General features: G+C 73.4%; 27 protein-coding genes and 1 pseudogene. 25 read left to right on the top strand and 3 right to left on the bottom strand.

What is annotated here, in order from left to right; translation table 11 throughout:
• Positions 1-5 precede the first annotated feature (5 nt).
• From hisB to ACFZAX_RS18460, 11 genes and pseudogenes are all read left to right on the top strand, one after another.
• Positions 6-608: an imidazoleglycerol-phosphate dehydratase HisB gene (gene hisB / locus ACFZAX_RS18510; RefSeq protein ID WP_390963004.1), complete on the top strand. Its 603-nt coding sequence runs from the start codon at positions 6-8 to the stop codon at positions 606-608.
• Positions 605-772 (top strand): hypothetical protein, encoded by a 168-nt coding sequence (locus tag ACFZAX_RS18505; RefSeq protein ID WP_327175220.1) that lies wholly within the window; start codon positions 605-607, stop codon positions 770-772. Before hisB ends, ACFZAX_RS18505 begins: the two co-directional genes overlap by 4 nt.
• A gap of 17 nt (positions 773-789) precedes the next feature.
• Positions 790-1,431 carry an imidazole glycerol phosphate synthase subunit HisH gene (hisH, locus tag ACFZAX_RS18500; RefSeq protein WP_390962681.1) on the top strand — a complete coding sequence of 214 codons (642 nt, stop codon included), beginning with the start codon at positions 790-792 and terminating at the stop codon, positions 1,429-1,431.
• The gene (priA, locus tag ACFZAX_RS18495; RefSeq protein WP_327175218.1) at positions 1,431-2,156 is read left to right on the top strand and encodes a bifunctional 1-(5-phosphoribosyl)-5-((5-phosphoribosylamino)methylideneamino)imidazole-4-carboxamide isomerase/phosphoribosylanthranilate isomerase PriA; all 726 of its coding nucleotides are present in this window, start codon (positions 1,431-1,433) and stop codon (positions 2,154-2,156) included. The genes hisH and priA overlap by 1 nt, the downstream gene beginning before the upstream one ends.
• A complete protein-coding gene (locus ACFZAX_RS18490; protein WP_390962680.1) occupies positions 2,153-2,581 on the top strand; it encodes a Rid family hydrolase in 429 nt (142 codons plus the stop codon). Before priA ends, ACFZAX_RS18490 begins: the two co-directional genes overlap by 4 nt.
• Positions 2,578-3,333: an imidazole glycerol phosphate synthase subunit HisF gene (gene hisF / locus ACFZAX_RS18485; protein WP_390962679.1), complete on the top strand. Its 756-nt coding sequence runs from the start codon at positions 2,578-2,580 to the stop codon at positions 3,331-3,333. The genes ACFZAX_RS18490 and hisF overlap by 4 nt, the downstream gene beginning before the upstream one ends.
• Before the next feature lie 258 nt (positions 3,334-3,591).
• Positions 3,592-4,527 carry an alpha/beta hydrolase family protein gene (locus tag ACFZAX_RS18480; protein ID WP_390962678.1) on the top strand — a complete coding sequence of 312 codons (936 nt, stop codon included), beginning with the start codon at positions 3,592-3,594 and terminating at the stop codon, positions 4,525-4,527.
• A 464-nt stretch (positions 4,528-4,991) separates the two neighbouring features.
• Positions 4,992-5,174: a hypothetical protein gene (locus ACFZAX_RS18475; RefSeq protein WP_390962676.1), complete on the top strand. Its 183-nt coding sequence runs from the start codon at positions 4,992-4,994 to the stop codon at positions 5,172-5,174.
• A gap of 14 nt (positions 5,175-5,188) precedes the next feature.
• Entirely contained in the window at positions 5,189-5,857 is a 669-nt protein-coding gene (locus tag ACFZAX_RS18470; protein ID WP_390962674.1) for an ElyC/SanA/YdcF family protein, read from the top strand.
• Positions 5,799-6,008 (top strand): annotated as a pseudogene (locus tag ACFZAX_RS18465) (WbqC family protein); the annotation flags it as partial. The gene ACFZAX_RS18470 and the pseudogene ACFZAX_RS18465, both read left to right, overlap by 59 nt.
• Positions 6,009-6,387: 379 nt before the next feature.
• Positions 6,388-6,759, top strand: coding sequence for a GntR family transcriptional regulator (locus ACFZAX_RS18460; RefSeq protein WP_390962673.1), 372 nt, complete (start codon positions 6,388-6,390; stop codon positions 6,757-6,759).
• Here ACFZAX_RS18460 and ACFZAX_RS18455 read toward each other — a convergent pair.
• Positions 6,641-7,075 (bottom strand): hypothetical protein, encoded by a 435-nt coding sequence (locus ACFZAX_RS18455; protein WP_390962672.1) that lies wholly within the window; start codon positions 7,073-7,075, stop codon positions 6,641-6,643. The two genes, ACFZAX_RS18460 and ACFZAX_RS18455, sit on opposite strands and share 119 nt — an antisense overlap.
• A gap of 294 nt (positions 7,076-7,369) precedes the next feature.
• Positions 7,370-8,245: an alpha/beta fold hydrolase gene (locus ACFZAX_RS18450; RefSeq protein ID WP_390962670.1), complete on the bottom strand. Its 876-nt coding sequence runs from the start codon at positions 8,243-8,245 to the stop codon at positions 7,370-7,372.
• A 160-nt stretch (positions 8,246-8,405) separates the two neighbouring features.
• Between ACFZAX_RS18450 and ACFZAX_RS18445 the strand changes: the two genes are divergently transcribed.
• The 3 genes from ACFZAX_RS18445 (at position 8,406) to ACFZAX_RS18435 (ending at position 14,567) form a co-directional block, all read left to right on the top strand.
• Positions 8,406-11,174 (top strand): LuxR C-terminal-related transcriptional regulator, encoded by a 2,769-nt coding sequence (locus tag ACFZAX_RS18445; protein ID WP_390962668.1) that lies wholly within the window; start codon positions 8,406-8,408, stop codon positions 11,172-11,174.
• Between the two features lie 213 nt (positions 11,175-11,387).
• Positions 11,388-12,734 carry a helix-turn-helix domain-containing protein gene (locus ACFZAX_RS18440; RefSeq protein ID WP_390962666.1) on the top strand — a complete coding sequence of 449 codons (1,347 nt, stop codon included), beginning with the start codon at positions 11,388-11,390 and terminating at the stop codon, positions 12,732-12,734.
• A 156-nt stretch (positions 12,735-12,890) separates the two neighbouring features.
• A complete protein-coding gene (locus ACFZAX_RS18435; RefSeq protein ID WP_390962665.1) occupies positions 12,891-14,567 on the top strand; it encodes a cation acetate symporter in 1,677 nt (558 codons plus the stop codon).
• Between the two features lie 41 nt (positions 14,568-14,608).
• Here the strand turns inward: ACFZAX_RS18435 and ACFZAX_RS18430 are convergent, their stop codons facing one another.
• Complete coding sequence (locus ACFZAX_RS18430) at positions 14,609-15,241, bottom strand: TIGR03085 family metal-binding protein (protein WP_390962663.1); 633 nt, start codon at positions 15,239-15,241, stop codon at positions 14,609-14,611.
• Positions 15,242-15,326: 85 nt separating this feature from the next.
• On the opposite strand from ACFZAX_RS18430, the gene hisI reads away from it, so the two are divergent.
• The 11 genes from hisI (at position 15,327) to lgt (ending at position 24,597) form a co-directional block, all read left to right on the top strand.
• A complete protein-coding gene (gene hisI, locus ACFZAX_RS18425) occupies positions 15,327-15,722 on the top strand; it encodes a phosphoribosyl-AMP cyclohydrolase (RefSeq protein WP_386890709.1) in 396 nt (131 codons plus the stop codon).
• A gap of 11 nt (positions 15,723-15,733) precedes the next feature.
• Positions 15,734-17,242, top strand: coding sequence for an anthranilate synthase component I (locus ACFZAX_RS18420; protein WP_390962662.1), 1,509 nt, complete (start codon positions 15,734-15,736; stop codon positions 17,240-17,242).
• Between the two features lie 66 nt (positions 17,243-17,308).
• Positions 17,309-17,959 carry a TIGR02234 family membrane protein gene (locus tag ACFZAX_RS18415; RefSeq protein ID WP_390962661.1) on the top strand — a complete coding sequence of 217 codons (651 nt, stop codon included), beginning with the start codon at positions 17,309-17,311 and terminating at the stop codon, positions 17,957-17,959.
• A gap of 153 nt (positions 17,960-18,112) precedes the next feature.
• Complete coding sequence (locus ACFZAX_RS18410) at positions 18,113-18,364, top strand: HGxxPAAW family protein (RefSeq protein WP_390962660.1); 252 nt, start codon at positions 18,113-18,115, stop codon at positions 18,362-18,364.
• Between the two features lie 133 nt (positions 18,365-18,497).
• On the top strand, positions 18,498-19,070 hold the full coding sequence (locus ACFZAX_RS18405; protein ID WP_390962659.1) for a DUF2752 domain-containing protein: 573 nt from the start codon (positions 18,498-18,500) through the stop codon (positions 19,068-19,070).
• A gap of 117 nt (positions 19,071-19,187) precedes the next feature.
• Positions 19,188-19,997, top strand: a complete 810-nt coding sequence (gene trpC, locus ACFZAX_RS18400; protein WP_390962658.1) for an indole-3-glycerol phosphate synthase TrpC — start codon at positions 19,188-19,190, stop codon at positions 19,995-19,997.
• A 9-nt stretch (positions 19,998-20,006) separates the two neighbouring features.
• The gene (gene trpM, locus ACFZAX_RS18395) at positions 20,007-20,291 is read left to right on the top strand and encodes a tryptophan biosynthesis modulator TrpM (protein ID WP_390962657.1); all 285 of its coding nucleotides are present in this window, start codon (positions 20,007-20,009) and stop codon (positions 20,289-20,291) included.
• Between the two features lie 172 nt (positions 20,292-20,463).
• The gene (gene trpB / locus ACFZAX_RS18390; protein ID WP_390962656.1) at positions 20,464-21,750 is read left to right on the top strand and encodes a tryptophan synthase subunit beta; all 1,287 of its coding nucleotides are present in this window, start codon (positions 20,464-20,466) and stop codon (positions 21,748-21,750) included.
• Entirely contained in the window at positions 21,747-22,586 is an 840-nt protein-coding gene (trpA, locus tag ACFZAX_RS18385; protein WP_390962655.1) for a tryptophan synthase subunit alpha, read from the top strand. The genes trpB and trpA overlap by 4 nt, the downstream gene beginning before the upstream one ends.
• Before the next feature lie 75 nt (positions 22,587-22,661).
• Positions 22,662-23,477 (top strand): thioredoxin domain-containing protein, encoded by an 816-nt coding sequence (locus tag ACFZAX_RS18380; RefSeq protein WP_390962654.1) that lies wholly within the window; start codon positions 22,662-22,664, stop codon positions 23,475-23,477.
• Positions 23,478-23,577: 100 nt separating this feature from the next.
• A complete protein-coding gene (gene lgt, locus ACFZAX_RS18375) occupies positions 23,578-24,597 on the top strand; it encodes a prolipoprotein diacylglyceryl transferase (RefSeq protein WP_390962653.1) in 1,020 nt (339 codons plus the stop codon).
• The last annotated feature ends 7 nt before the right edge of the window (positions 24,598-24,604 follow it).

Genomic DNA, 24,604 nt, shown 5'->3' with positions numbered 1-24,604 from the left:
GCCGCATGACGGGCGAGAGCCGCGTGGGCCGCGTGGAGCGCACCACCAAGGAAACCTCCGTGCTCGTCGAGATCGACCTCGACGGCAGCGGGAAGGTCGACGTCGCCACGGGCGTCGGCTTCTACGACCACATGCTCGACCAGCTCGGCCGCCACGGCCTCTTCGACCTCACGGTCAAGACCGAGGGCGACCTGCACATCGACTCCCACCACACCATCGAGGACACCGCCCTCGCGCTCGGCGCCGCCTTCAAGCAGGCGCTCGGCGACAAGGTCGGCATCTACCGCTTCGGCAACTGCACCGTCCCGCTGGACGAGTCGCTCGCCCAGGTCACCGTCGACCTCTCCGGCCGCCCGTACCTGGTGCACACCGAGCCGGAGAAGATGGCGCCGATGATCGGCGAGTACGACACCACGATGACCCGGCACATCCTGGAGTCCTTCGTCGCGCAGGCCCAGATCGCCCTGCACGTCCACGTCCCGTACGGCCGCAACGCCCACCACATCGTGGAGTGCCAGTTCAAGGCCCTCGCCCGGGCCCTGCGCTACGCCAGCGAGCGCGATCCGCGCGCGGCCGGAATCCTGCCTTCCACGAAGGGCGCCCTGTGACCGGCCTCAACACCATCCTGATCGTCGTCGGCCTCTTCCTGGCCGGCGGGGTCTACTCCTTCGCCAAGCAGGGCATGCCCAAGGGCGTCATCGTGCTGCTCTGCATCGCATCCGCACTGTGCCTGGTCGCAGGCGTGCTGCGGATCCAGGGACTGTGGGACTGAGGGGCCGGGGACACAAGATGAGCGACAAGAAGAAGGTCGTCGTCTTCGACTACGGCTTCGGCAACGTCCGCTCCGCCGAGCGGGCGCTCGCCCGGGTCGGCGCGGACGTCGAGATAACGCGTGACTACGACAAGGCGATGAACGCCGAGGGACTCCTCGTCCCCGGCGTCGGCGCCTTCTCCGCCTGCATGGGCGGACTCAAGGCCGCCCGCGGTGACTGGATCATCGGCCGCAGGCTCTCCGGAGGCCGCCCGGTGATGGGCATCTGCGTCGGGATGCAGGTCCTCTTCGAACGGGGCATCGAGCACGGCGTGGAGACCGAGGGCCTGGACGAGTGGCCCGGCACCGTCGGCCCGCTCAAGGCGGACGTCGTCCCGCACATGGGCTGGAACACCGTCGAGGCACCCGAGGACAGCCGGCTCTTCGCCGGACTCGACCCCGAGGCCCGGTACTACTTCGTGCACTCCTACGCGGCGCACGACTGGAGCCTCGAAGTCACCAACGCCAAGATCCGTGCCCCCCGCGTCACCTGGGCCACGCACGGAGAGCGGTTCGTGGCGGCCGTGGAGAACGGCGCGCTGTGGGCCACCCAGTTCCACCCCGAGAAGTCCGGCGACGCCGGTGCCGAGCTGCTGACCAACTGGATCGAGACGCTGTGATGCCGAAGCTTGAACTCCTTCCCGCCGTAGACGTCCGCGACGGCCAGGCCGTCCGCCTCGTGCACGGCGAGTCCGGTTCCGAGACCTCCTACGGCTCCCCGCTGGAGGCGGCCCTCGCCTGGCAGGCCGCCGGCGCCGAGTGGCTCCACCTCGTCGACCTCGACGCCGCCTTCGGCACCGGCGACAACCGCGCCCTGATCGCCGAGGTCGCCGGGGCCATGGACATCAAGGTCGAGCTCTCCGGCGGCATCCGCGACGACGCCTCGCTGGAGGCCGCGCTCGCCACCGGCTGCCGCCGCGTCAACCTCGGCACCGCCGCCCTGGAGACCCCCGAGTGGGTCGCCAAGGTCATCGCCCAGTACGGCGACAAGATCGCGGTCGGCCTCGACGTCCGCGGCACCACCCTGCGCGGCCGCGGCTGGACCCGCGACGGCGGCGACCTCTACGAGACGCTCGCCCGCCTCGACTCCGAGGGCTGCGCCCGCTATGTCGTCACCGACATCGCCAAGGACGGCACCCTCCAGGGCCCCAACCTCGGCCTGCTCCGCGACGTCTGCGCCGCCACCGACCGCCCGGTCGTCGCCTCCGGCGGCGTCTCCTCGCTGGACGACCTGCGCGCGATCTCGCTGCTGGTACCGGAAGGCGTCGAGGGTGCGATCGTCGGCAAGGCGCTCTACGCCAAGGCGTTCACCCTGGAAGAGGCGCTCAAGGCGGTCGCCGCATGACGGACTCCGTACCCACGGCCGCAGGGGCGGCCTCCGGCGTGCGCCGGATCCAGTCCGGCGCCCCCTGGGAGGAGAAGTTCGGCTACGCCCGCGCCGTCGAACTCCCCGGCGGCCTGGTCCTGGTGGCCGGCTGCACCTCCGTCGTCAACGGCGAGATCTCGGCCGGCTCGCCGTACGAGCAGGCCGTCGCCTCCTTCGAGGCCGCCTTCGCGGCCCTGGAGAAGACCGGCCTCGGCCGCGAGGACGTCGTCCGCACCCGCATGTACCTCACGCACGCCCGCGACGTCGACGACGTGGGCCGCGCCCACAAGGAGCTCTTCGACGACGTGCGGCCGGTCGCCACGATGGTCATCGTCTCCGGTTTCGTCGACCCCAGCCTCGTCGTCGAGGTCGAGGTAGAGGCCTTCCGCGGAGGCGACCGATGAGCCTCGCCGTACGCGTGATCCCCTGCCTGGACGTCGACAAGGGCCGGGTCGTCAAGGGCGTCAACTTCCAGAACCTGCGCGACGCGGGCGACCCCGTCGAGATGGCCAAGCTGTACGACGCCGAGGGCGCCGACGAGCTGACCTTCCTCGACATCACCGCCTCCAGCGGTGACCGCGAGACCACCTACGACGTGGTCCGCCGTACCGCCGAGCAGGTCTTCATCCCGCTCACCGTCGGCGGCGGCGTCCGGACCCCCGAGGACGTCGACAAACTCCTGCGGGCCGGCGCGGACAAGGTCGGCGTCAACACCGCAGCCATCGCCCGCCCGGAGCTGATCCGCGAGATCGCCGAACGCTTCGGCAGCCAGGTCCTGGTGCTCTCCGTCGACGCCCGCCGCACCCCGGAGGGCACCTTCGAGGTCACCACGCACGGTGGCCGCCGGGGCACCGGCATCGACGCCGTCGAGTGGGCGCACCGGGCCGCCGAGCTGGGCGCGGGCGAGATCCTGCTCAACTCGATGGACGCCGACGGCACCAAGGACGGCTACGACACCGAGATGATCAGGGCGGTACGCACCCACGTCTCCGTCCCCGTCATCGCCTCCGGAGGCGCGGGCCGGCTCGCCGACTTCGCCCCCGCCGTCGGGGCCGGCGCCGACGCGGTCCTCGCCGCGTCCGTCTTCCACTTCGGCGACCTGCGGATCTCCGAGGTCAAGGACGCCCTGCGGGAGGCCGGACACCCGGTCCGCTGAGGCGCCGTCAGGGGGCGGGCGAGGTGCAGCATTGCCTCGCCCGCCCCCTGACGTGTGTGCGGAAGCGGACCCGTTCCGGTGGGGCGGTGCGTACGGAGACCGGCGATATAGCCGATGCGTGACGCCGGGGAGCGCCTCCAGAGTGGCCAACGCCAGCGAACGACGCGGCGGTACCACGCGGTGCGCCCCGGGAGCCTCGGACGACGGTCCCCGGAGAGCGTCCGGCGGGTACGTACGCCCCCACCGAGAGGACCCCCCGTGCAGCAGCACCTCCTCACTCCCGGCGACACCGCTCCGCACCACCGGACCCGCACCAGCCGACTCCGTGCCGTCAAGGGCCTGTTCGCCGCCGCGGCGGTCACCGCCGGCCTGCTCACCGCGTTCAGCCCCGCCGGAGCCCAGGCCGCCACCAACCCGTACGAGCGCGGGCCCGCCCCGACCACCGCGAGCATCGAGGCGCTGCGCGGCTCCTACGCCACCTCGCAGACCTCCGTCTCCTCGCTCGGTGTCACCGGCTTCGGCGGCGGCACGATCTACTATCCGACGTCCACGGCGGACGGTACCTTCGGCGCGGTCGTCATCTCGCCCGGATTCACCGCCTACCAGTCGAGCATCGCGTGGCTCGGCCCGCGGCTCGCCTCCCAGGGCTTCGTGGTCTTCACCATCGACACCAACACCACGCTCGACCAGCCCGACAGCAGGGGCCGACAGCTCCTCGCCGCGCTGGACTACCTCACGCAGAGCAGCTCGGTCCGCACCCGGATCGACGCCTCGCGCCTCGGCGTGATGGGCCACTCCATGGGCGGAGGCGGCACGCTGGAAGCGGCGAAGAGCCGTACCTCCCTCAAGGCGGCGATCCCGCTGACCGGCTGGAACCTCGACACCACCTGGCCCGAGGTCCGCACGCCCACTCTGGTGATCGGCGCGGACGGCGACACCATCGCTCCGGTGCTCACCCACTCCAAGCCGTTCTACAACTCGCTGCCCGGCACCCTGGACAAGGCGTACCTGGAGCTGCGGGCGGCCACCCACTTCACCCCGAACACCTCGAACACGACGATCGCGAAGTACAGCGTCTCGTGGCTGAAGCGCTTCATCGACAACGACACCCGCTACGAGCAGTTCCTCTGCCCGATCCCCTCGGCGAGCCTGAGCATCGCCGAGTACCGGGGCACCTGCCCGCACACCTCGTAGGCGCCCCGCGCACCGGAGCCGGACCGTCGCACGTGGCGGTCCGGCTCCTCGTGCGCGGGGGCGGGCACCCGGGCTCATGCGGCCACCGGCAGCTATCGCGTTCCGGCCCTTCCGGTCGACCAATGGGAAGACGATCCGCAGGCCGTTGACGTCGTCCGGCTAGGAGACGACGAAGGACGAGTTGAGCACGCGCTCCTTGACCTCGGTCCGGACGAGACCCGCCCTCGGCGCTGGTTGGGTAGCAGCAACCTCGAACGGGTTATCCGCGGAACCTTGGTGGTCGTCGGAGAAGCACTCGGGCGACCCGTTGCTTCAGCCGCTCATCAGAGAGGCTGTCCACCGTGCGCCAAGCGGCATCCGTGACCTCTTCGGTCTGTAGTTCACCGATGTCGGCGATGGTGCGGAACAGGAACCGGAAGTCGAAGTGCTGGTGGGCGGGCTCGCCTTTTGCGGGGTTGGCGTCGATGGGATGGACGTCGATGTGCAGCGGGATCTCGCTGTGCGGGGTAGCGACCCGAGATGATGGACTCTTCGTCCTCGATCAGGCCACCCGCACGGCCGCGCAGTACGGACTCGTGCACCAACTGCGCAGTATCGAGGGCATCAAGGCCATGAGCGAGGGGCCGACCGGCCCCCGGCGACGGTGACCAGGGAGAGACGCGTGAGCGACAACCAGCAGGCCATCACCGAGGACCAGCGGCGCCGGGCCGCCCTGATCTGGGATTACCACCAGATGCACCACCCACTGCGCCCCGTCGACGTGGCGATCGGACTGGGCAGCCACGACCTCGGAGTCGCCACCCACTCCGCCGAGTTGTACCGCGCCGGCCTGTTCCCGACTCTGGTCTTCACCGGCGGCAACAGCCCCACCACCGCCAAGGTCTTCCCGCGCGGCGAATCTGTCCACTACCGCGAGCACGCCCTCGGTCTGGGCGTCCCCGCCGAAGCGATCCTGCTGGAACCGAAGGCCGGCAACACCGGGCAGAACATCACCCTTTCCCGTGAAGTCCTCGCCGCCGCCGGCATCACCCCGGCCACGGTGCTGCTGGTCTCCAAGCCCTACATGGAACGGCGGTCGTTCGCGACCGCACGCAAGCTGTGGCCCGACGTCGAGATCCTCTGCACGTCGGAGCCGCTGGAGCTCGACGACTACATGAAATCCATCGGCGACGAGAAGCTCGTCCTGGACATGCTCGTCGGCGACCTCCAGCGAGTCATCGAGTATCCGAAGCTCGGATTCGCCATCGAGCAGCAGGTCCCGGAGGACGTGCATGGAGCGTACGAATCCCTTATCCACGACGGCTTCACCAGCCGCCTCATCGCTTCCTGACCTGCCAGAACCGGGCGGGCTGTGCGCCATTCATCAGCCCAACCCGTTCCCTGGACTGACCACACTGGCCAAGCTGTTCGCGGCGGACTACTGGATCGTCCTGGACGACGTACAGTTCACCCGCCGCGACTACCAGCACCGAACCCGCCTCGGTGACTTTGGCCGCTGCTGTACGCAACTCAGTGCCGGCAGAGTGGCCAACGGTGTTGGCACCTGCAGACATCGGAGGTTCTGCCCACCCGCATGGCAGGCTTTGGGGAGTGACGATGACGAGAGGCATAGGCGTGACTTAGCAAGAGAGCCCGCGAGGAACCTTCCTCAGGATCGCTGATCTTGTCCGCGCCCGGATCGAGGCCGACCAAGGCATGGTCGACCTTTTGTCTGCTGCGGAGTTGATGCGCGAACATGACGTATCGCGTGGTGTTGTCCTGCGGGTTTTCGCACAGCTTCGGAAAGAAGGTCTCGCAGAGCCGGTCCCTGGGAGCCGTTGGCGTGTTGTCAGGCCCGGACGAGACGTCTAACGCTGGCCCTTGGAGGAGCGCCTCGCTGACGTCATAGCAAGTGACGATCTCGCGGTGGGAGCGAACTTTCCCAGCACCGCAGAGTTGAGTGCTCGGTTCGGCGTCTCGCGGCCCACCGTGACCAAGGCTCTCGGCAAGCTGGAATTTGCTGGCCTGCTGTCCAGGGCCCGGCAAGGTAAGCAGTGCACCGTACGGGCGCCGCCGAAGCGAACGGAGTCTCCGGAATCCGGTGCCGCTCCCGTGCGGAGGCCGGACGTCCAGGTCAGCCCGCCACCGGCACGGCTGCGGCTATCGCGTTCCGGTCCTTCCGGCCGACCAGCGGGAAGACGATCCGTAGCCCCTGCTCGCTGTCGGGTGAGGAGACGACGAAGGACGAGTTGAGCACGCGCTCCTTGACCTCCGTACGGACGAGACCGGCCCGCGCGAACGTCATCAGGTGCTCCCCGGTCCGGGCGATGTTCGGGTTGGCCCGGAAGACGAAGAAGCGACGGTCGGTCATGACCAGGTACATGGGCACCGGTACGGGGATCACGGTCATCGCGCCCGCGCTGAGGACCGCCGAGGCCACCGCGAAGGCCGCGGTCCTGCGGACCGAGACGCTCCGCAGGTTCACGATGGTCGCCACCTCGACGCGCTCCCCGGGTGCGAGCAGCGGGGTGACGGCGGCGAGCAGCAGACGGTGGCGCTTGGCGTTCATGACGTACTCCTGGAAGGGCTGGTGCGGAAGATGTGGCAGAGAGCCGTGAGATGTCCATGGCCCGTGCGCCGCCGCCGGTCCTCCGCATCCCCCTCGCCCGTCCGGGCGTTCACGGGAGTGGTTCCCCTGCGACAGCCGGGCCACTCTGCCACACGCCCGCTCCGGCTCCTCGGGGGGCCCTTGAGCACGGTCGGGGGATCCGAGGCGCGCACCGGCGTGACGTCGGTTCCCGCCGGCCCACGTGCCGATCCAGCATGGTCGCATGACCGCATACACCGCGCTCTGCGCGCCCGCTCATACCTGCGGCATCTCTTTCCCCGCCTGCCCGGGCAGCCCGGCGCCCCTCTGGGCCTGCGCGCCACAGGACGGGGGTTGACCCGCCCCCAGGAACTCCGTGATCGCGGCGGCGAATCCGGGCTCGCGCACCACCGAGAGGTGGTCGCCCGGGAGCACCGTGACCCGGGCGCCCCGGATCGCGCCCGCCAGTACCTCGGGGCGTACGGCCAGCGGGTCGGCGTCCCCGGCGAGTACGAGCGTGGGCACCGCGATCCGGTCCAGCGGCACCGGCCCCCGGAACGCCGCGCGTATCTGGGCGGCCAGCGCGTGCCGGTCGGAGCCGGTGGTGTCGGCCAACGCGCGGAATCCGCGCGCCTGTTCCGGGACGGTCGTCAGGTCGTCGGCGGTCAGCGCGGCCGACACCAGCTCGGGCGGCATCGCCCGGGTGTCCAGGCCGCCGACCTCCACCACGCCCGCGCCGACGCCTCCGGCCACCAGCCGGGTGACCCGGGGGTCGGCCGCCGCCGTCAGCAGCGCGACGACCGCGCCCATGGAGTACCCGGCGAGGTGGTACGCGTCCACCGACAGCCGGTCGGCCAGGCGTCGGACGTCGGCAGCCATCAACTCCTCGCCGTAGAAGGTCTCGTCGTGCGGCCGGTCGGAGACGCCGTGGCCCCGGGCGTCCAGGGCGAACACCCGGCGGCGGGCCGCGAGAAGGGCCTCCACCACCCCGGGGCCCTCCCAGTTCAGCCGGGCGTGCGCGGCGAACCCGTGCAGCAGCACCACGGGGGGCAGGGCCGGGTCGGGATCGCGGGACCAGGACCAGTACCGCAGGGTCAGTCCGTCCTCGGTGCCGAATTCGCCGGGGTGTCCGGTGTCCAGGGGGGTCGTCATGGCACGAAAATACGTCGGCGGCCGGCAGGGGCACCGGGAGGTGTGCGCGCGCACAACCGGGAGGCCGTTCCCCTGGGAGGGCGCACCGCACCCGGCCGTTCGGGCCGAAGGAGCGGACGGGCGTCTTCCGGCCCTGTTTACGCGGAAGTAACGTGCCGGTGTGACTCACTCGACGACCGTGCACAGTCCGCTCCGGCTGTACGGCCGCAGCGGTGAAATCGCCATCGTGGAAACCCTCTTGGGGCGCCTCGCGCAGGGCGACGGCGGCGCGCTCGTGGTGACCGCCCCGCCCGGCCTCGGCCGCAGCGCCCTGCTGGACGCGGCGGCCGAGGCGCACCGCACCCGGAGCGGGGGGCCCGTGCTGCGGGCGACGGCCGTCCCCGCCGAGCGCCGCCTCCCGCACAGTGGGCTGCACGCCCTGCTCTGCTCGGCCCCCGGCCCGCTGTCCGTACCGCCCGAGCGGGTGCTGCGCTCCGGCATCACCCCTGACGCGCTGCTCGCCCTGCTGCGGGAGACCGGGGCGGAGCGGCCGGTGCTGGTCTGTGTGGACGACGCGCACGCCTGGGACCCCCGGTCCCGGGAGGCCCTCGGCTTCGCGGCCCGCCGGCTCGGGGCGGGCGGCCGGGCCGCCGTGCTGATCGCGTCGGCCGACGAGACCAGCTTCGCCGGGCTGCCCGCGCTGCGCCTCGGCCCGCTCGACGACGAGGCGGCGGCCTGCCTGCTGGAGCGGTTCACCGGCCGGACGCCCGACATCGACCCGGTGGTCCGCGGCGAGCTGCTGCGGGAGGCGGCGGGCAACCCGCGGCTGCTCGCCGGGCTCGTCGGGCACCTCACCGCGGACCAGCTGGCCGGCCGTACGGTGCTGCCCTTTCCGCTGCCCGGCGGTGAAAGCGTGGTCGACGCCCACGCCGCCCAGCTGGAGGGGCTTCCCGCCGAGACCCGGACGCTGCTGCTGCTCGCCGCCGCCGCCCAGGAACACGAGCCGGAGGGCACCGGGGCGGACGCCGGACTCCTGCTGCGGGCCGGCAACCGGGCCGGGCTCGGCGCCGCCCTGCTCGACCGCGCGCTCTTCGGGCCAGGCGGCATCCCCGGCGTTCTCGAACGCACCGGCAGTCGCGTCCACTTCAGCCACCGTCTGCTGGGCCGCGCGGTACTGCGGCACGCCCCGCCCGCGCACCGGCGGGCCGCCCACGAACTCCTCGCCGCGCTCCTCGGGCAGGTCTCCGCGCACCCGCTGCCGGCCCTGGTGCAGCGCGCCTGCGCGGCCCCGGCACCGGACGCCGTCCTCGCGAGCGCGCTGGAACGGGCGGCCACCGCGCCCCGGCCGCACGCCGAACGCGCGGCGGCCCTCACCCGCGCCGCCCTGCTCTCCACGGACGAGGCGCACCGCGCCCACCGGTTCGCCGAGGCCGCCGAACACGCCCGCCTCGCCGGGGACACCGGTCGCGCCCGAGCCCTCCTCGCCCGCGTCGCCCAGGACCCCGGCGGCGGGTCCCGGCCCGTACCCGGGAGCGGCCCCGCCGCTTACACGTACGGGATGCTCGCCCTGTGCGACGGCCCGGCCACCGACGCCCGTGAAGCGCTGCTCGCCGCCGCGGCCGGCCTCGAACCCCACGACCCGGCGCGCGCCCTCGCCGCCCTGCTCGCCGCCGCCGAGGCCGCCTGGGCGAGCGGCGACGCCATCGCCTATCTCGACGCCCTGAACCGGATCCCCGACCGCCCGCACGACCCGACCGTCGTGCCCTATCTCGCGGGCGTACGGGCGGTGTTCGCGGGACGGATGGCCGAGGGGCACGAGCTGCTGGCGCAGTGCCTGCGAGCCGCCGAGGCCGACGAGGAGCCCCAGGCGCTGCTCCGGGCGGGCGCCTGCGCGCTGGTCGTCGGCGAGGCGGAGAGCGCCTGCCGGGCCGGCGGCCGCGCCCTCGCCGCCGTACGGAGCAGGGGTCCCGAAGCCCTCCTCGCGCACGCCCTCGAACAGCTCGCCTACGCCGAACTCCGGGCGGGCCGGCACGCCAGGGCGCGGGCGCACGCGCTGGAGGGTCTGCACGCGGCCCGCCGCACCGGGCAGTCCAACGCCACCACCCACCTGCACGCGGTGCTCGCGCTCACCGCGTCGGTGGAGGGGCCCGCCGAGGCGTGCGCGGCGCACGCGGACACCGCGCTGGCGGGTGCCGGACCGCACGGACTCGCCCAGGCCGCGACCCTCGCCACCTGGGCCGTCGCCCGCGCCGACCTGGCGGCCGGCCGTACCGGCGAAGCGGCCGCCCGGCTCGCCCCGCTGGTACGCCCCGGGCCGCGCCACGGCCACTTCGGCATCCGGATGCTCGCCCTGCCGTGTTACGTCGAAGCCGCCGTGCTGGCCGGCCACGGCGCGGAGTGGGCCGACGAATTAGCCGACGCGGTGCGCGAGTTCGCCATCTGGACCGGCCGCACGGTCGATCCGCACGCTCTCGCCCAACTCGCCCGCTGTCGCGCGTTGCTGGCCCCCGCCGACGAGGCCGAGGCGCGGTACGCCGAGGCGCTCGCCCATCACGACCGGGCCGGCGGCGACTTCGAGCGCGCCCGCACCCAACTCCTGTACGGCCAGTGGCTGCGCAGGCGGCGCCGCACCCGCGAGGCGCGCGGCCCGCTGCGCGACGCGCTCGTCGGTTTCGAACGCTGCTGCGCCCGCGCCTGGGTGGACCGGGCCACCGGCGAACTGCGCGCCGCCGGCGAGGCGGTGGACGCCCCGGCCGCCGAGACGGGACCGGTGGACGCGCTCACCCCCCAGCAGCAGCGCGTCGCCCGGTGCGTCGCCGAGGGGGCCACCAACCGGGAGATCGCCCGGCGGCTCTCGGTCAGCCCGCGCACGGTCGACCACCATCTGCGCAACATCTTCGCCGCCCTGGGCATCCGCTCCCGCACCGAACTGGCCCGGGTGATGGGGTGACCGACGACGGCCGCCCAACGGACCACCCCGTGGCCGAATGTGTCCGGCAGGTTGCCGGACCGTGATGATAAGAACCGCGCACACCCCTAGGTACCGACTGGCCGGTATGTCATTCTGCGGGCGTCAGGATCGTTCGGTTGCGCTCGCGCCCCTGCCGGGCCGGGCGCCCGGGCCGCGCCCCCCCGGGCCCGGCCGATTCCCGGTGGAGGCCCCATGCCGCAGGTCGTACGTCCCCGGATCAGGGCGCTGCACACGACGCCCCCCGCAGCGCCGCTGCCCAAACGCTTCCGCTCCCTCGCCGACCGTGAATCGGTCGAGGTGCTCCACCGCTCGGCCCGGGTGCTCCTCGAAGAGCTGCCCGAGCTGACGGAACGGCTGGTCGAGGCGTTGTACGAACAGGAGCCCGGCTACCGCACGGCGATCGAGTCCTCGCGCGCCGACGTCTGGCAGGAGGTCCACCATTCGCTGCGCCACAACGTCGGCTCGCTGATCCAGCCCCGCGCGTTCCGCGAGGCCGCCCACCGCACCACCCGCTGGATCGGCGAGATCAGGGCCGAGCAGGGCGTACCGCTCGACGCCGTCCTGCACGCGTTCCGCCTCGGCGGCGCGATGGTGTGGCAGGGCCTCGTGGACGAGACGGCCCGCCGCGACCCCGAGGACGTGCGGCTCCTCGTCCATGTCGCCGCCGACGTGTGGAATTTCGTGGACGAACACTGCGGAGTCCTCACCGATGCCTACCGGCAGGCGGAGCGGCGGATCGACTGGCGCCGTGAGAACCGGCAGCGGCTCGTGACCGCCGCACTGCTGGACGGCACCGCCCGCATCGCCGACCTGCCCGACGCCTCGGTCATGCTCGGGCTGCCGGAGGACGGCCGGTACGCGGTCCTCGCCGTACGCACGGCCCGCCGCGCCCCGCACGCCACGACCTCCCCGCCCGTGGTCCTCCCGGACGGGGTCCTGGCGCTCTGGCACACCGGCCCCGACGCAGAACTGGCCGTCGTCGCACTGGAATCCGCGGAGGTGCCGCAGAGGAGCGCCGCCGGACCGGGTGCCGGAGAGGCGCCGAAGGGGGGCACCGGACCCGGTACGGCAGACGCGCTGGCCCGCCTGGCGGCGGAGACGGCCGTCCCGGCCGGTACGGGCGTCGGGGTCAGCTCCGCGGTCGAGGGGCTCGCCGCGCTCGGCGAGGCCCGCCGGCTCGCCGAGACCGCCCTGCGGGCCTGCCCCGCCTCCGGCGGGCTCGTCCTGCTCGACGAACACCTGCCCACCGCGCTGGTCGTCTCCTCGCCCGCGCTCGGCACGGCGCTCGCCGACCGCGTGCTCGGCCCCCTCGACGACATCGACCCCGCCGACCGGGACGTCCTCGTCGAGACCCTGACCGCCTGGCTCGAAGCCGACGGCTCGGCCCAGCGGGCCGCGGCGCGGCTCTACTGCCACCGCAACACCGTGCTGAACCGGCTCCGACGGTTCGAGCAGCTCTCCGGGCGCTGCCTGACCCGCCCGACGGACGCCGTGGAGGTCTGCCTGGCCCTCGCGGCCCGGCGGCTGCTGGACGGCTGACGGGGAAGCCGACGGGGGCCGACGGGGCCGTCACCGGGGCGAGTCGGGGCGGAGGGGGTGTGACGGCGCACAGGGCGTGGGGCCGCCCTCTGTACCGACGCATCTCCGAACACGCGCACGCTGTACGGGGCTCGGGCGTTCTGGTGGCGTACCGCCATGTCCACCTTTGCCGACGCGCGTTCCCTCGCAGTGGTGATCTTCCTCGGGTTCGTCGCGCTCTCCCTGCTGCTCTGCGGTCTCGCCGCCGCCGACCAGGACGACCCGGAACACTTCTACGCCGGCGGCGGCGCCGCCCTCGGGCCCGTCGGCGGGGGACTCGCCGTCGCCGGGGACTACATCTCCGCCGCCACCCTGCTCTCCACCACCGGCTCCGTGGCACTCGCCGGGTTCGACGGGATCACCTTCGCCCTCGCGACCGTCGCTTCGTTGACGCTCGTCCTGCGCGTGCTCTCCGAACGACTGCGCGTCGCGGGGGTGTTCACCCTCGGCGACTTCCTCGCGAACCGGCTGCGGGACCCCTCGGTCCGCAGGGCGCTGGGCATCGCCACCCTGGCCGTGCTCGCCCCGCTCCTGCTCGTGCAGCTCACCACCGCGGGCAAGGTCATGGCGGCCATGTTCGGACTCCCCGAGGGGGCGGTGGCCGGCTGCACCGTCGCCAGCGGGGTCCTGATGGCCGGCTACTCCGCCTTCGGCGGGATGCGCGGTACCGGATACGTCCAGATCCTCAAGGTCGGCGTGGTGGTGGCGGCCGTCACGCTCCTCGCCGGACTCGTCCTCGCCCGGTACGGCTGGTCCCCCGCCGCCCTCTTCGACGCCGCCGGCGACGGCAGCGGCGCCGGATCGGAATACGCCTCGCCCGGCGGCCAGTTCGGCCGTACCGGAACGGGGGCGCTGGACCTGATCGGGTTCCAGGTCACCCTGCTCCTGGGGGCCGCCTGCATGCCGCACCTCACGATGCGGCTGCACCCGCTGCGCGACGCGCGCACCGCCCGCCGGGTGCGGGTCTGGGCCGTCGCCCCGGTCGCCGTGCTCTGCGCCGGGATCGTCGTCGTGGGACTCGGCGCCTCGGCCCTGCTCGGCGCGGACGCGCTGCGCGCCGAGGACCCGGGCGGCAACACCGCCCTGCTGATGGTGACCGGCGCGCTCGATCCCGGCGCGGCCGGCCCCCGCCAGAGCCTGCTGTTCGCCCTCGTCGCCTGCGCCGCCTTCGCGACCACCCTCGCTGCGGTGGCCGGCATCACCCTCGCCGCCGCCTCCAGCGTCGCCCGGGACTTCACCGCGCACGCGGGCGCCCACGGGGAGGGCCGGGCGTCCGCCCGGGAGATCCGCCGGGCCCGCTGGGCCGTCGTCGCGATCGGCGCGCTCGCCGTCCTCGCCTCCGCGAACGCCCACGAGCGCAACCCGCAGGTCCTGCTCTCGCTCTCCTTCGCCGCCGCCGCGTCCGTGCTGCCGCCGGTCCTGCTGAACGCCCTCTTCCGTCCCGGCTTCACCGCACGCGGGGTGCGCTGGACCGTCTACGGAACCCTGCCGCTGATCGTGCTGCTGATGGCGTTCTCGCCGGCCGTCTCCGGTACCCCGATCGCGCTCTTTCCGGATCGCGACTTCCACTGGTTCCCGCTGCAGACCCCGGGGCTCGTCACCATCCCGGCCGGCTTCCTGCTCGCCCGCCTCGGCTCCCGCCGTACGGGCGAGGACCGCCCCGGCTCCCGACGCCCCGGCCGTGCACGCGAGGACGGCCACCGCACGCGCGGGAACGGCCGCCCCGACGCCACCACCGGACCCCGCAGGCACGCGGCCGGCCCACCGCCCCTCCGCGACGCGCCCCGGGCCTGACGGACCCGGGCCGGCCCCCGGGAAGGCACGGGGCCGGGGCCTCACATCCCCAGCTGCGACAACTGGAGCCGCTCCACCGCGTCCTCGTCGCCCTCCAGCCCCACCGTCGTCGCCGACTGCCGCCCGAACGCGAAGAGCAGCAGCTCGCCCGGCTCCCCGGTCACCGTCACCACCGGGGTGCCCTTCCGCGCCACCGCTGTCCGCCCGTCCGGGCGGCGCAGCACCAGCCCCACCGGGGAGCGGTGCCCCAGCATCCGGGCGGTCCGCTCCATCCGCGACCACAGCGCGTCCGCGAAGACCGGGTCCAGCTCCCGCCGCGACCAGTCGGGCTGCGCACGGCGGACGTCCTCGGCGTGCACGTAGAACTCCACCGTGTTGGCCGCCTCGTCCACCTGCTTCAGGCCGAACGGGGAGAAACGCGGCGGGCCCGTACGGATGAGCTGGATCAGCTCCTCGTACGGCTTCTCCGCGTACTCCTGCCGCACCCGCTCCATCCGGCCCTTCAGCGGCCCCACCACGATCCCGGCCGCCGCGTCGGCCCGGCGCTCGCGCACCACCACGTGCGCGGCCAGGTCCCGGGTCAGCCAGCCCTCGCACAGGGTCGGCGCCCCGGGGCCCGCCGCCTCCAACAGGTCGGCGAGCAGAAGACGTTCACGCTTCGCATGGGTCGACATGCCAGCCAGCCTACGACCACGGCACACGGTCCGCCCAGTGGACCGGGCGCCGTCCGGCACCTGCGCGCGCGGCACAATGGGGCGCATGAGCAGCACGCCCCCGTCCGGTACGCCCGGTACCCCGCCCGCAGGAAACCTCGACCCCGCCGTGGCCGCGCGCCTCAAGCGCGGCGCGGACGGGCTCGTCCCCGCCATCGCCCAGCAGTACGACACCGGTGAGGTGCTCATGCTCGGCTGGATGGACGACGAGGCCCTGCACCGCACCCTGACCACCGGCCGCTGCACCTACTGGTCCCGCAGCCGCCAGGAGTACTGGGTCAAGGGCGACACCTCCGGCCACACCCAGCGCGTCGTCTCCGTCGCCCTGGACTGCGACGCCGACACCGTCCTCGTCAAGGTCGACCAGACGGGCGCCGCCTGCCACACCGGCGCGCGCACCTGCTTCGACCGCGACGTCCTGCTCGACACCGACACCCCGTGAGGCCGGCCGACATGGATCTCGACACCTTCCGCAAGCTGGCCGTGGACCGCCGCGTCATCCCCGTCGTCCGGCGGCTCCTCGCGGACGGCGACACCCCGGTCGGCCTCTACCGGAAACTCGCCGACGAACGCCCCGGCACCTTCCTGCTGGAATCCGCGGAGAACGGCCGCACGTGGTCGCGGTACTCCTTCATCGGCGTCCGCAGCCACGCCACCCTCACCGCCCGAGACGGCCAGGCCCACTGGATCGGCACCCCGCCCGTCGGCGTCCCCCTGGACGGCGACCCGCTCCAGGCGCTCCGCGCCACCACCGAAGCGCTGCACACCCCCCGCGACCTGCCGGGCACCGAGGGCCTGCCGCCCTTCACCGGCGGCATGGTCGGCTACCTCGGCTACGACATCGTGCGCCGCCTGGAACGCATCGGCGACCACGGCGGCGACGACCTCGGCCTCCCCGAGCTCACCATGATGCTCACCTCCGACCTCGCCGTCCTCGACCACTGGGACGGCACCGTCCTGCTGATCGCCAACGCCATCAACCACAACGACCTGGAGAGCGGCGTCGAGGAGGCGTACGACGACGCCGTCGCCCGGCTCGACGCCATGGAACGCGACCTGCGCCGCCCCGTCGAGAACGCCCCCGCCGTCCTGCCCCCCTCCGAGCTGCCGCCGTACACCGCCCTCTGGGGCGGCCCGGCCTACCAGAGGGCCGTCGAGGACATCAAGGAGCGCATCCGGGCCGGCGAGGCCTTCCAGGTCGTGCCCTCGCAGCGCTTCGAAACGCCCTGCACCGCGAGCGCGCTCGACGTCTACCGGGTGCTGCGGGCCACCAACCCGTCGCCGTACATGTACCTCTTCCGGTTCGACGGCTTCGACGTCGTCGGGTCCAGCCCCGAGGCCCTGGTCAAGGTCGAGGACGGCCGCGCCATGGTCCACCCCATCGCCGGCACCCGGCACCGGGGCGCCACCCCGCAGGAGGACCAGGCCCTCGCCGAGGAACTCCTCGCCGACCCCAAGGAGCGCGCCGAGCACCTCATGCTCGTCGACCTCGGCCGCAACGACCTCGGACGCGTCTGCGAACCCGGCAGTGTGGAAGTGGTCGACTTCATGTCCGTCGAGAAGTACTCCCACGTGATGCACATCGTCTCGACCGTCACCGGCCGCGTCGCCGAGGAGCGCACCGCCTTCGACGTCCTCACCGCCTGCTTCCCCGCCGGCACCCTCTCGGGAGCGCCCAAGCCGCGCGCCATGCAGATCATCGAGGAGCTCGAACCCAACCGCAGGGGGCTGTACGGAGGCTGCGTCGGTTACCTCGACTTCGCCGGCGACTCCGACACCGCCATCGCCATCCGCACCGCCCTGCTCCGCGACGGCACCGCCTACGTCCAGGCCGGGGCCGGTGTGGTCGCCGACTCCGACCCGGTGGCCGAGGACAACGAGTGCCGCAACAAGGCGGCCGCCGTGCTCCGCGCCGTCCACACCGCCAACCGGCTCCGCGACCACGGAGCGCCCCTCGGGTGACCCCCCGGCGGATCGGGGGCAGCCCGATCAGGGGGCACCCGACGGCCTCCGGGGCGGTAGGGGATAGTGGAAGGCGTGAGCGCCGTCCCCGTACCCCAGCCCCGTGCCCGTACCACCGCGTCCGACGCCCCCGGCAGCCGCCGGAGCCTGGCCCTCGGGCTGCTCCTCGGCGCGGTCGGGGCCGCCGTCGTCCTGCTCGCCTCCGGACAGACCTGGGCCCGGGGCGAGGCAGCCGTCGCGGGCGGCAGCCTCCCGCTGACCGCGGACGGCCAGGACGTCACCGGGGCCCCCGCCGCACTGGCGATCGTCGGGCTCGCCGCACTCGTCGCGGTCTTCGCCGTCCGGGGCGCCGGGCGCTACGTCGTCGCCGGGCTGCTGGCCGTCAGCGGCCTCGGCGCCGGACTCAGCGCCTGGATCGGCGCGTCGGACACCGCTGCCCTGGACGAGAAGGCCGCCGCCACCACCGGCGACGCCGGCTCCACCATCGACGCCCTCAGCCACACCGCGTGGCCCTTCGTCACCGCCCTGGGCGGCCTGTTCATCCTTGTCGCCGGGGTGCTCGCGCTGCGCTTCGGGAGCCGCTGGCCCACCATGTCCGGCCGGTACGAGCGCGACGGCACCCCCCGCCCCCGCCGGGCCCCCGCGACCCCCCGGGACCCCGACCGGCCCGAGGAGCTGTGGAAGGCGCTGGACCGGGGCGAGGACCCGACCGGCTAGCGCTCCGCCCGGTCCGCCGCCCGGAACCCCCGGACACGACGGGGACACCGACACCCCCAGCTCACGTCCCGCCTCCGCGTACGGGACAATGGGGGCGGGCCTCACCACCGCAAGCCCCGGTACACACCGCGCAACACCAACGAGGAGCAACTCATGGCGGGCAGCAGCCACGGACACACCCCGGCCGCCTGGACCGGTGTCATCATCTCGTTCATCGGCTTCTGCGTCGCAGGCGTCTTCATGGTCGCGGCCAACCCGGCCGGATTCTGGGTCGGCATCGGCGTGACCCTCCTGGGCGCCGTCGTGGGCCTGGCGATGAAGATGGCCGGACTCGGCATGCCGAAGGAGTCCCCGGAGTACGCCGCCGCCCGCGCCCGCGCCGGCGAGGCCCAGCTCAGCCACTGACACCGCCCCCGCGGAGCGGGGGCCCCGCCCGTACGGGCAGCGGCCCCGCCCCGCCAGGAGCGGCCACGCGACACGCGAGGCGCAGCCCGTCCCGGGCTGCGCCTCCTCGCGTACCGGGGGCACAATCGTGCGGGTGGACGCCTCTCCCCTCCCCGCCGTGACCCCGCCGCCCCCGGACGCCGGGGCCCCCGCCGGGCACCTTTCCGCCGGGCACGTTCCCGCCGGGCACGTTCCCGCCGGGCACGTTCCCGCCGGGCCGGGCCCGTACGCGCCCCCTCCCGCACCCCCGTACGCCCGGCGCCGCCCGGCGCACGGCCTGCGGCGGTTCGCGGCACCGGCCGCCACCCTGGCCGCCGTCGCCGGCGCCTTCGGGTACGTCGCCACCGTCGACCCCGGCGAGCCCGGCCACTACCCGGTCTGCCCGCTCTTCCGGCTGACCGGCCTGCTCTGCCCCGGCTGCGGCGGACTGCGCAGCGCCCACGCCTTCGCCACCGGCGACTTCGCGACCGCCCTCGGCGACAACGCCCTCGCCGTCACCGGCTACGTCCTCTTCGCCGCGTTCTGGTCGCTCTGGCTCGTGCGCACCGCCCGCGGGCAGCCCCTGCGGACGAGCGTCCCGCCCCGCTGGTGGTGGGGGATCGGCGCGGTGCTGGTGGTCTTCAGCGTCGTACGGAACCTCCCGTTCGGCTCCGCACTGGCCCCCTGAGCGACCACCTGCTGGGACGCCGACCGGCCGGATGCGAGCCCGCCGCCCTCCTGCGGATACCATCGAGAGGGTTGATCCTGCTCCACCATTCGTTCGTTCCGGAAGGGGGCCGCTCGCGTGAGTGTGCTCGACGAGATCATTGACGGCGTCCGTGCGGACCTTGCGGAGCGGCAGGCGCGCGTCAGCCTCGACGAGCTCAAGGACCGCGCGGCACGCGCCCCACGGGCCAAGGACGGAGTCGCCGCACTGCGCGGCGAGGGCGTCGGCGTCATCTGCGAGGTCAAGCGCTCCAGTCCCTCCAAGGGAGCCCTCGCAGCCATCGCCGACCCGGCCGCGCTCGCCGCGGACTACGAGGCCGGCGGCGCTTCCGTCATCTCCGTCCTCACCGAGCAGCGCCGCTTCGGCGGCTCCCTCGCGGACCTGGAAGCCGTCCGCGCCAAGGTCGACATCCCCGTCCTGCGCAAGGACTTCATCGTCACCTCCTACCAGCTGTGGGAGGCCCGCGCCTACGGCGCCGACCTCGCCCTGCTGATCGTCGCCGCCCTCGACCAGGAGGCCCTCGTCTCCCTGATCGAGCGGGCCGAGTCCATCGGCCTCACCCCGCTCGTCGAGGCCCACGACGAGGAGGAGGCCGAGCGCGCGGTCGCCGCCGGCGCCCGCATCATCGGCGTCAACGCCCGCAACCTCAAGGACCTCAAGGTCGACCGCTCCACCTTCGAGCGGGTCGCCCCCGAGATCCCCGACCACATCGTCAAGGTCGCCGAATCCGGCGTCCGGGGCCCGCACGACCTGATCGCGTACGCCAACTCCGGCGCGGACGCCGTCCTCGTCGGCGAGTCGCTCGTCACCGGCCGCGACCCCCGCGCCGCGGTCGCCGACCTGGTCGCCGCCGGCACCCACCCCGCGCTCCGGCACGGACGGGGCTGACCTCCCGCCGTGACCGTCTCCGCGCCCCCGGGGCCCCCGCGCTCCGCACCGCCGTCCCCGCAGGGCACCCGCCCCGCGGGCGCGCCGGTGCGTGAGCCGCGCGCGCTCCCGGCGCACGGCGGCGGCCGCCCCCCGCTCCTCCCGCTCGACCACCCGCAGCCCCGCCGCTGCGCCCCGCCGTTCTGGCACCGGGGCTGCCGCGCGCCCGCCCGCCGGGTGCACGGCCGCCGGGTCCGCTACGTCATCGGCGACGAGCCGGGACAGGTCAACGGCATGCGATGGCGCACCGGCTGAGCGCCACGGCGAGCCCGGCCGCCCGCGTCCCGCGCACCCGCCCGTAAGGGGCCGTGCCGCGTCGGCGCGCCGCGCCGTACCCGCCCCGACCGGACCCGGTCGCGGCGGCCTTCCGCTCCGCCCCGGCGCATCCGGTGAACCCACCCGTTGCCATCTCCAGGAGCACTGTCGGATGTCCTCTGACTTCTTCGTTCCGGACCCCGAGGGTCTGATCCCCAGCGCCGAAGGCTACTTCGGCGCCTACGGCGGCAAGTTCATCCCGGAGGCGCTCGTCGCCGCCGTGGACGAGGTCGCCGTCGAGTACGACAAGGCCAAGGCCGACCCCGCCTTCGCCGCCGAGCTCAACGAGCTCATGGTCAACTACACCGGCCGCCCCAGCGCCCTGACCGAGGTCTCCCGCTTCGCCGAGCACGCGGGCGGCGCCCGCGTCTTCCTGAAGCGCGAGGACCTCAACCACACCGGCTCACACAAGATCAACAACGTGCTGGGCCAGGCGCTCCTCACCAAGCGGATGGGCAAGACCCGGGTCATCGCCGAGACCGGAGCCGGCCAGCACGGCGTCGCCACCGCGACCGCCTGCGCGCTGTTCGGCCTGGAGTGCACCATCTACATGGGCGAGATCGACACCGAGCGCCAGGCGCTCAACGTCGCCCGCATGCGGATGCTCGGTGCCGAGGTCGTCGCCGTGAAGTCCGGCTCCCGCACTCTCAAGGACGCCATCAACGAGGCGTTCCGCGACTGGGTCGCCAACGTCGACCACACCCACTACCTCTTCGGTACGGTCGCCGGCCCGCACCCCTTCCCGGCCATGGTCCGCGACTTCCACCGGGTCATCGGGGTGGAGGCCCGCCGCCAGATCCTGGAGCGTGCCGGCCGGCTGCCGGACGCCGCCGTCGCCTGCGTCGGCGGCGGCTCCAACGCCATCGGCCTCTTCCACGCCTTCCTCCAGGACGACTCCGTCCGCCTCATCGGCTGCGAGCCCGCCGGGCACGGCGTCGAGACCGGCGAGCACGCGGCGACCCTCACCGCCGGTGAACCCGGCATCCTGCACGGTTCGCGCAGCTACGTCCTCCAGGACGACGAGGGCCAGATCACCGAGCCGTACTCCATCTCGGCCGGGCTGGACTACCCGGGCATCGGCCCGGAGCACTCGTACCTCAAGGACATCGGCCGCGGCGAGTACGTCGCGGTGACCGACGCCGCCGCGATGTCGGCCCTGCGGCTGCTCTCGCGCACCGAGGGCATCATCCCGGCCATCGAGAGCGCCCACGCGCTCGCCGGTGCCCTGGAGATCGGCAAGCAGCTGGGCGAGGAGGGGCTGATCGTCATCAACCTCTCCGGGCGCGGCGACAAGGACATGGACACGGCGGCCCGCTACTTCGGGCTGTACGACACGGACGCGGCCGTCGAGGCGGACGCGGCCGGCACCGGCGCGGAGATCGAGGGGGACGTCAAGTGAGCGGCACCACCGGCACCACCGGCCACACCGGAACCATCGAACTGCTGAACACCACCCTCGCCCGTGCGAAGGCCGAGGACCGCGCGGCCCTCATCGCCTACCTCCCGGCAGGCTTCCCGACCGTGGACGGCGGCATCGAGGCCGTCAAGGCCGCCGTCGCCGGCGGCGCGGACGTCGTCGAGGTGGGCCTGCCGCACAGCGACCCGGTGCTCGACGGCCCCGTCATCCAGACCGCCGACGACATCGCGCTGCGCGGCGGCGTGCGGATCGCCGACGTGATGCGCACGGTCCGCGAGGCGTACGAGGCGACCGGCGCCCCGATCCTCGTGATGACCTACTGGAACCCCATCGACCGCTACGGCATCGAGCGGTTCACCGCCGAGCTGGCCGCGGCGGGCGGCGCCGGCTGCATCCTGCCCGACCTGCCGGTCCAGGAGTCGGCGGTATGGCGCGAGAACGCCGGGAAGCACGGACTCGCCACCGTCTTCGTCGTCGCCCCCAGCAGCCGCGACGAGCGCCTCGCCACCATCACGGCGGCCGGCTCCGGCTTCGTCTACGCCGCCTCCCTCATGGGCGTCACCGGCACCCGCGCGTCCGTCGGCGACCAGGCCCAGAACCTGGTGGCCCGCACCCGCGCCACCACCTCGCTCCCGGTCTGTGTCGGCCTCGGCGTCTCCAACGCGGCGCAGGCCGCCGAGGTCGCCGGGTTCGCGGACGGCGTCATCGTCGGATCGGCCTTCGTCAAGGCCATCCTGGACGCTCCCGACGCGGCGGCCGGCACGGCCGCGGTGAAGGCGCTCGCGGGCGAACTCGCCGAGGGCGTTCGAAAGCGCTGACGCATGGCGTCACCCGTACGGGTGGAGTGGGACCGGGGAGGCACGCGAGTGCCTCCCCGGTTCGTTGCTGCGGGTGTGAGCGAGAACCATGAAGGAAGAAGGGCCGCGCGTGACCGGCTCGTCCAGCAGCGTGAGCAGGAGAAGGCGCGCGAGCGCCGCCGCCGCACCCTGATCGTCGCGGGCGCGGTGGTGGGCGTGCTGGCGCTGGCCGCGGTGATCGGCCTGATCGCGGCCAACGCCGGGGACGACGACAGCACCGCGGCCCCCGTCGTCGCCCCCTCCGGAGCCACCGGGAAGGACGACCTCGCCATCCCGGTGGGAGCGAGCGACGCCCCGTCCACGCTCACCATCTGGGAGGACTTCCGCTGCCCCGTCTGCGCCCAGTTCGAGAGCGCGTTCCGCGCCACGATCGGGGAGCTCACGGACAGCGGACAGCTCCGGGTGGAGTACCACCTGGCCACGATCATCGACGGCAACATGGGCGGCACGGGCTCGGTGCGCGCCGCGAACGCCGCCGCCTGCGCCCAGGACGCGGGCAAGTTCAAGGCGTACCACGACGTCCTCTACAGCAACCAGCCCGCCGAGACCGACGACGCCTTCGGCAAGGACAGCACGCTGATCGACCTGTCCAAGAAGGTCTCCGGCCTCGACACCCCGACCTTCCGCAGCTGTGTGGAGGACGGCAAGCACAACGCCTGGGTCGCGAAGTCGAACACCGCGTTCAGCGAGGGCGGGTTCCAGGGCACCCCGACCGCCCTGCTGAACGGCGAGTCCATCTTCCCGAAGAAGGGCGACGAGCAGATCTCGGTCGCCAACCTCAAGAAGTGGGTGGAAGAGGCCAACAAGGGCAAGCCGGTCGGCACCCTCACTCCGACGCCTCCGGCCTCCTGATCACGGTGGAGCGGAGGACGGTGGATTCCCTCCCTGTTACCCAGACGTTGCCGGGTGACGTGCCGCCCGCGCGGCCCGGCAGGGTAGCGTCGGTCCCGTCATGAACCTTGCCTTCATTCCCAGCCCGTCGACCGGCGTGATCGATCTCGGCCCGATCCCGCTCCGCGGCTACGCGTTCTGCATCATCATCGGTGTCTTCGTCGCCGTCTGGTTCGGCAACAAGCGCTGGATCGCCCGGGGCGGCAGAGCCGGCACCGTGGCCGACATCGCCGTCTGGGCGGTGCCCTTCGGCCTCGTGGGCGGCCGTCTCTACCACGTCATCACCGACTACGAGCTGTACTTCGGTGACGGCCAGAACTGGGTGGACGCCTTCAAGGTGTGGGAGGGCGGCCTCGGTATCTGGGGCGCCATCTCCCTCGGCGCGGTCGGCGCCTGGATCGGCTGCCGCCGCCGGGGCATCCCGCTGCCCGCCTGGGCCGACGCCCTCGCCCCCGGCATCGCCTTCGCCCAGGCCATCGGGCGCTGGGGCAACTGGTTCAACCAGGAGCTCTACGGCCGCAAGACCGACCTGCCGTGGGGCCTGAAGATCAGCGAGGCCCCGAACCGGGTCGCCGGCATCTACCACCCGACGTTCCTCTACGAGTCGCTCTGGTGCGTCGGTGTCGCCCTCCTGGTCATCTGGGCGGACCGCCGTTTCCGTCTCGGACACGGCCGGGCCTTCGCCCTGTACGTCGCCGCGTACTGCACAGGCCGGGCCTGGATCGAGTACATGCGGGTCGACGAGGCCCACCACGTGCTCGGCCTGCGGCTGAACGTGTGGACCGCGATCATCGTCTTCGCCCTGGCCGTCACCTACCTGGTGATCTCGGCCAAGGTGCGTCCCGGCCGCGAGGAGATCGTGGAACCCGGGGCGGCGGACGAGGACGGCGACGCGGGCACCGGAGCCGACGCCGTCACCGACGCGGAGGCGGACGCGAAGGACGGTACGACCGACGCGACCAAGGCCGACCTGGTGAAGGCCGACGCGACGGAGGCCGACAGGGCGGACGAGCCCGTCGTGACCGACGCCTCGGACGAGCCGGAGACCGACGGCGCCGCCCGTACCGCCGGTACGAGCTGAGCCCCCA

Source organism: Streptomyces sp. NPDC008125, assembly GCF_042957125.1.
In the GTDB taxonomy this organism is placed as follows: Bacteria; Actinomycetota; Actinomycetes; order Streptomycetales; family Streptomycetaceae; genus Streptomyces.
Note: the sequence above shows the minus strand (reverse complement) of the source record. Positions and strands in the feature narration are given on the sequence as shown.

Bases quoted from the DNA above. Each gene is read 5' to 3' on its own strand.
- ACFZAX_RS18430 (WP_390962663.1), bottom strand. From the start codon at position 15,241: ATGTCGACCCATGCGAAGCGTGAACGTCTTCTGCTCGCCGACCTGTTG.
- priA (WP_327175218.1), top strand. From the start codon at position 1,431: ATGCCGAAGCTTGAACTCCTTCCCGCCGTAGACGTCCGCGACGGCCAG.
- ACFZAX_RS18420 (WP_390962662.1), top strand. From the start codon at position 15,734: ATGGATCTCGACACCTTCCGCAAGCTGGCCGTGGACCGCCGCGTCATC.
- hisH (WP_390962681.1), top strand. From the start codon at position 790: ATGAGCGACAAGAAGAAGGTCGTCGTCTTCGACTACGGCTTCGGCAAC.
- ACFZAX_RS18450 (WP_390962670.1), bottom strand. From the start codon at position 8,245: ATGACGACCCCCCTGGACACCGGACACCCCGGCGAATTCGGCACCGAG.
- ACFZAX_RS18490 (WP_390962680.1), top strand. From the start codon at position 2,153: ATGACGGACTCCGTACCCACGGCCGCAGGGGCGGCCTCCGGCGTGCGC.
- hisB (WP_390963004.1), top strand. From the start codon at position 6: ATGACGGGCGAGAGCCGCGTGGGCCGCGTGGAGCGCACCACCAAGGAA.
- hisI (WP_386890709.1), top strand. From the start codon at position 15,327: ATGAGCAGCACGCCCCCGTCCGGTACGCCCGGTACCCCGCCCGCAGGA.
- ACFZAX_RS18455 (WP_390962672.1), bottom strand. From the start codon at position 7,075: ATGAACGCCAAGCGCCACCGTCTGCTGCTCGCCGCCGTCACCCCGCTG.
- ACFZAX_RS18435 (WP_390962665.1), top strand. From the start codon at position 12,891: ATGTCCACCTTTGCCGACGCGCGTTCCCTCGCAGTGGTGATCTTCCTC.
- lgt (WP_390962653.1), top strand. From the start codon at position 23,578: ATGAACCTTGCCTTCATTCCCAGCCCGTCGACCGGCGTGATCGATCTC.
- ACFZAX_RS18440 (WP_390962666.1), top strand. From the start codon at position 11,388: ATGCCGCAGGTCGTACGTCCCCGGATCAGGGCGCTGCACACGACGCCC.
- hisF (WP_390962679.1), top strand. From the start codon at position 2,578: ATGAGCCTCGCCGTACGCGTGATCCCCTGCCTGGACGTCGACAAGGGC.
- ACFZAX_RS18410 (WP_390962660.1), top strand. From the start codon at position 18,113: ATGGCGGGCAGCAGCCACGGACACACCCCGGCCGCCTGGACCGGTGTC.
- ACFZAX_RS18475 (WP_390962676.1), top strand. From the start codon at position 4,992: ATGGGATGGACGTCGATGTGCAGCGGGATCTCGCTGTGCGGGGTAGCG.
- trpB (WP_390962656.1), top strand. From the start codon at position 20,464: ATGTCCTCTGACTTCTTCGTTCCGGACCCCGAGGGTCTGATCCCCAGC.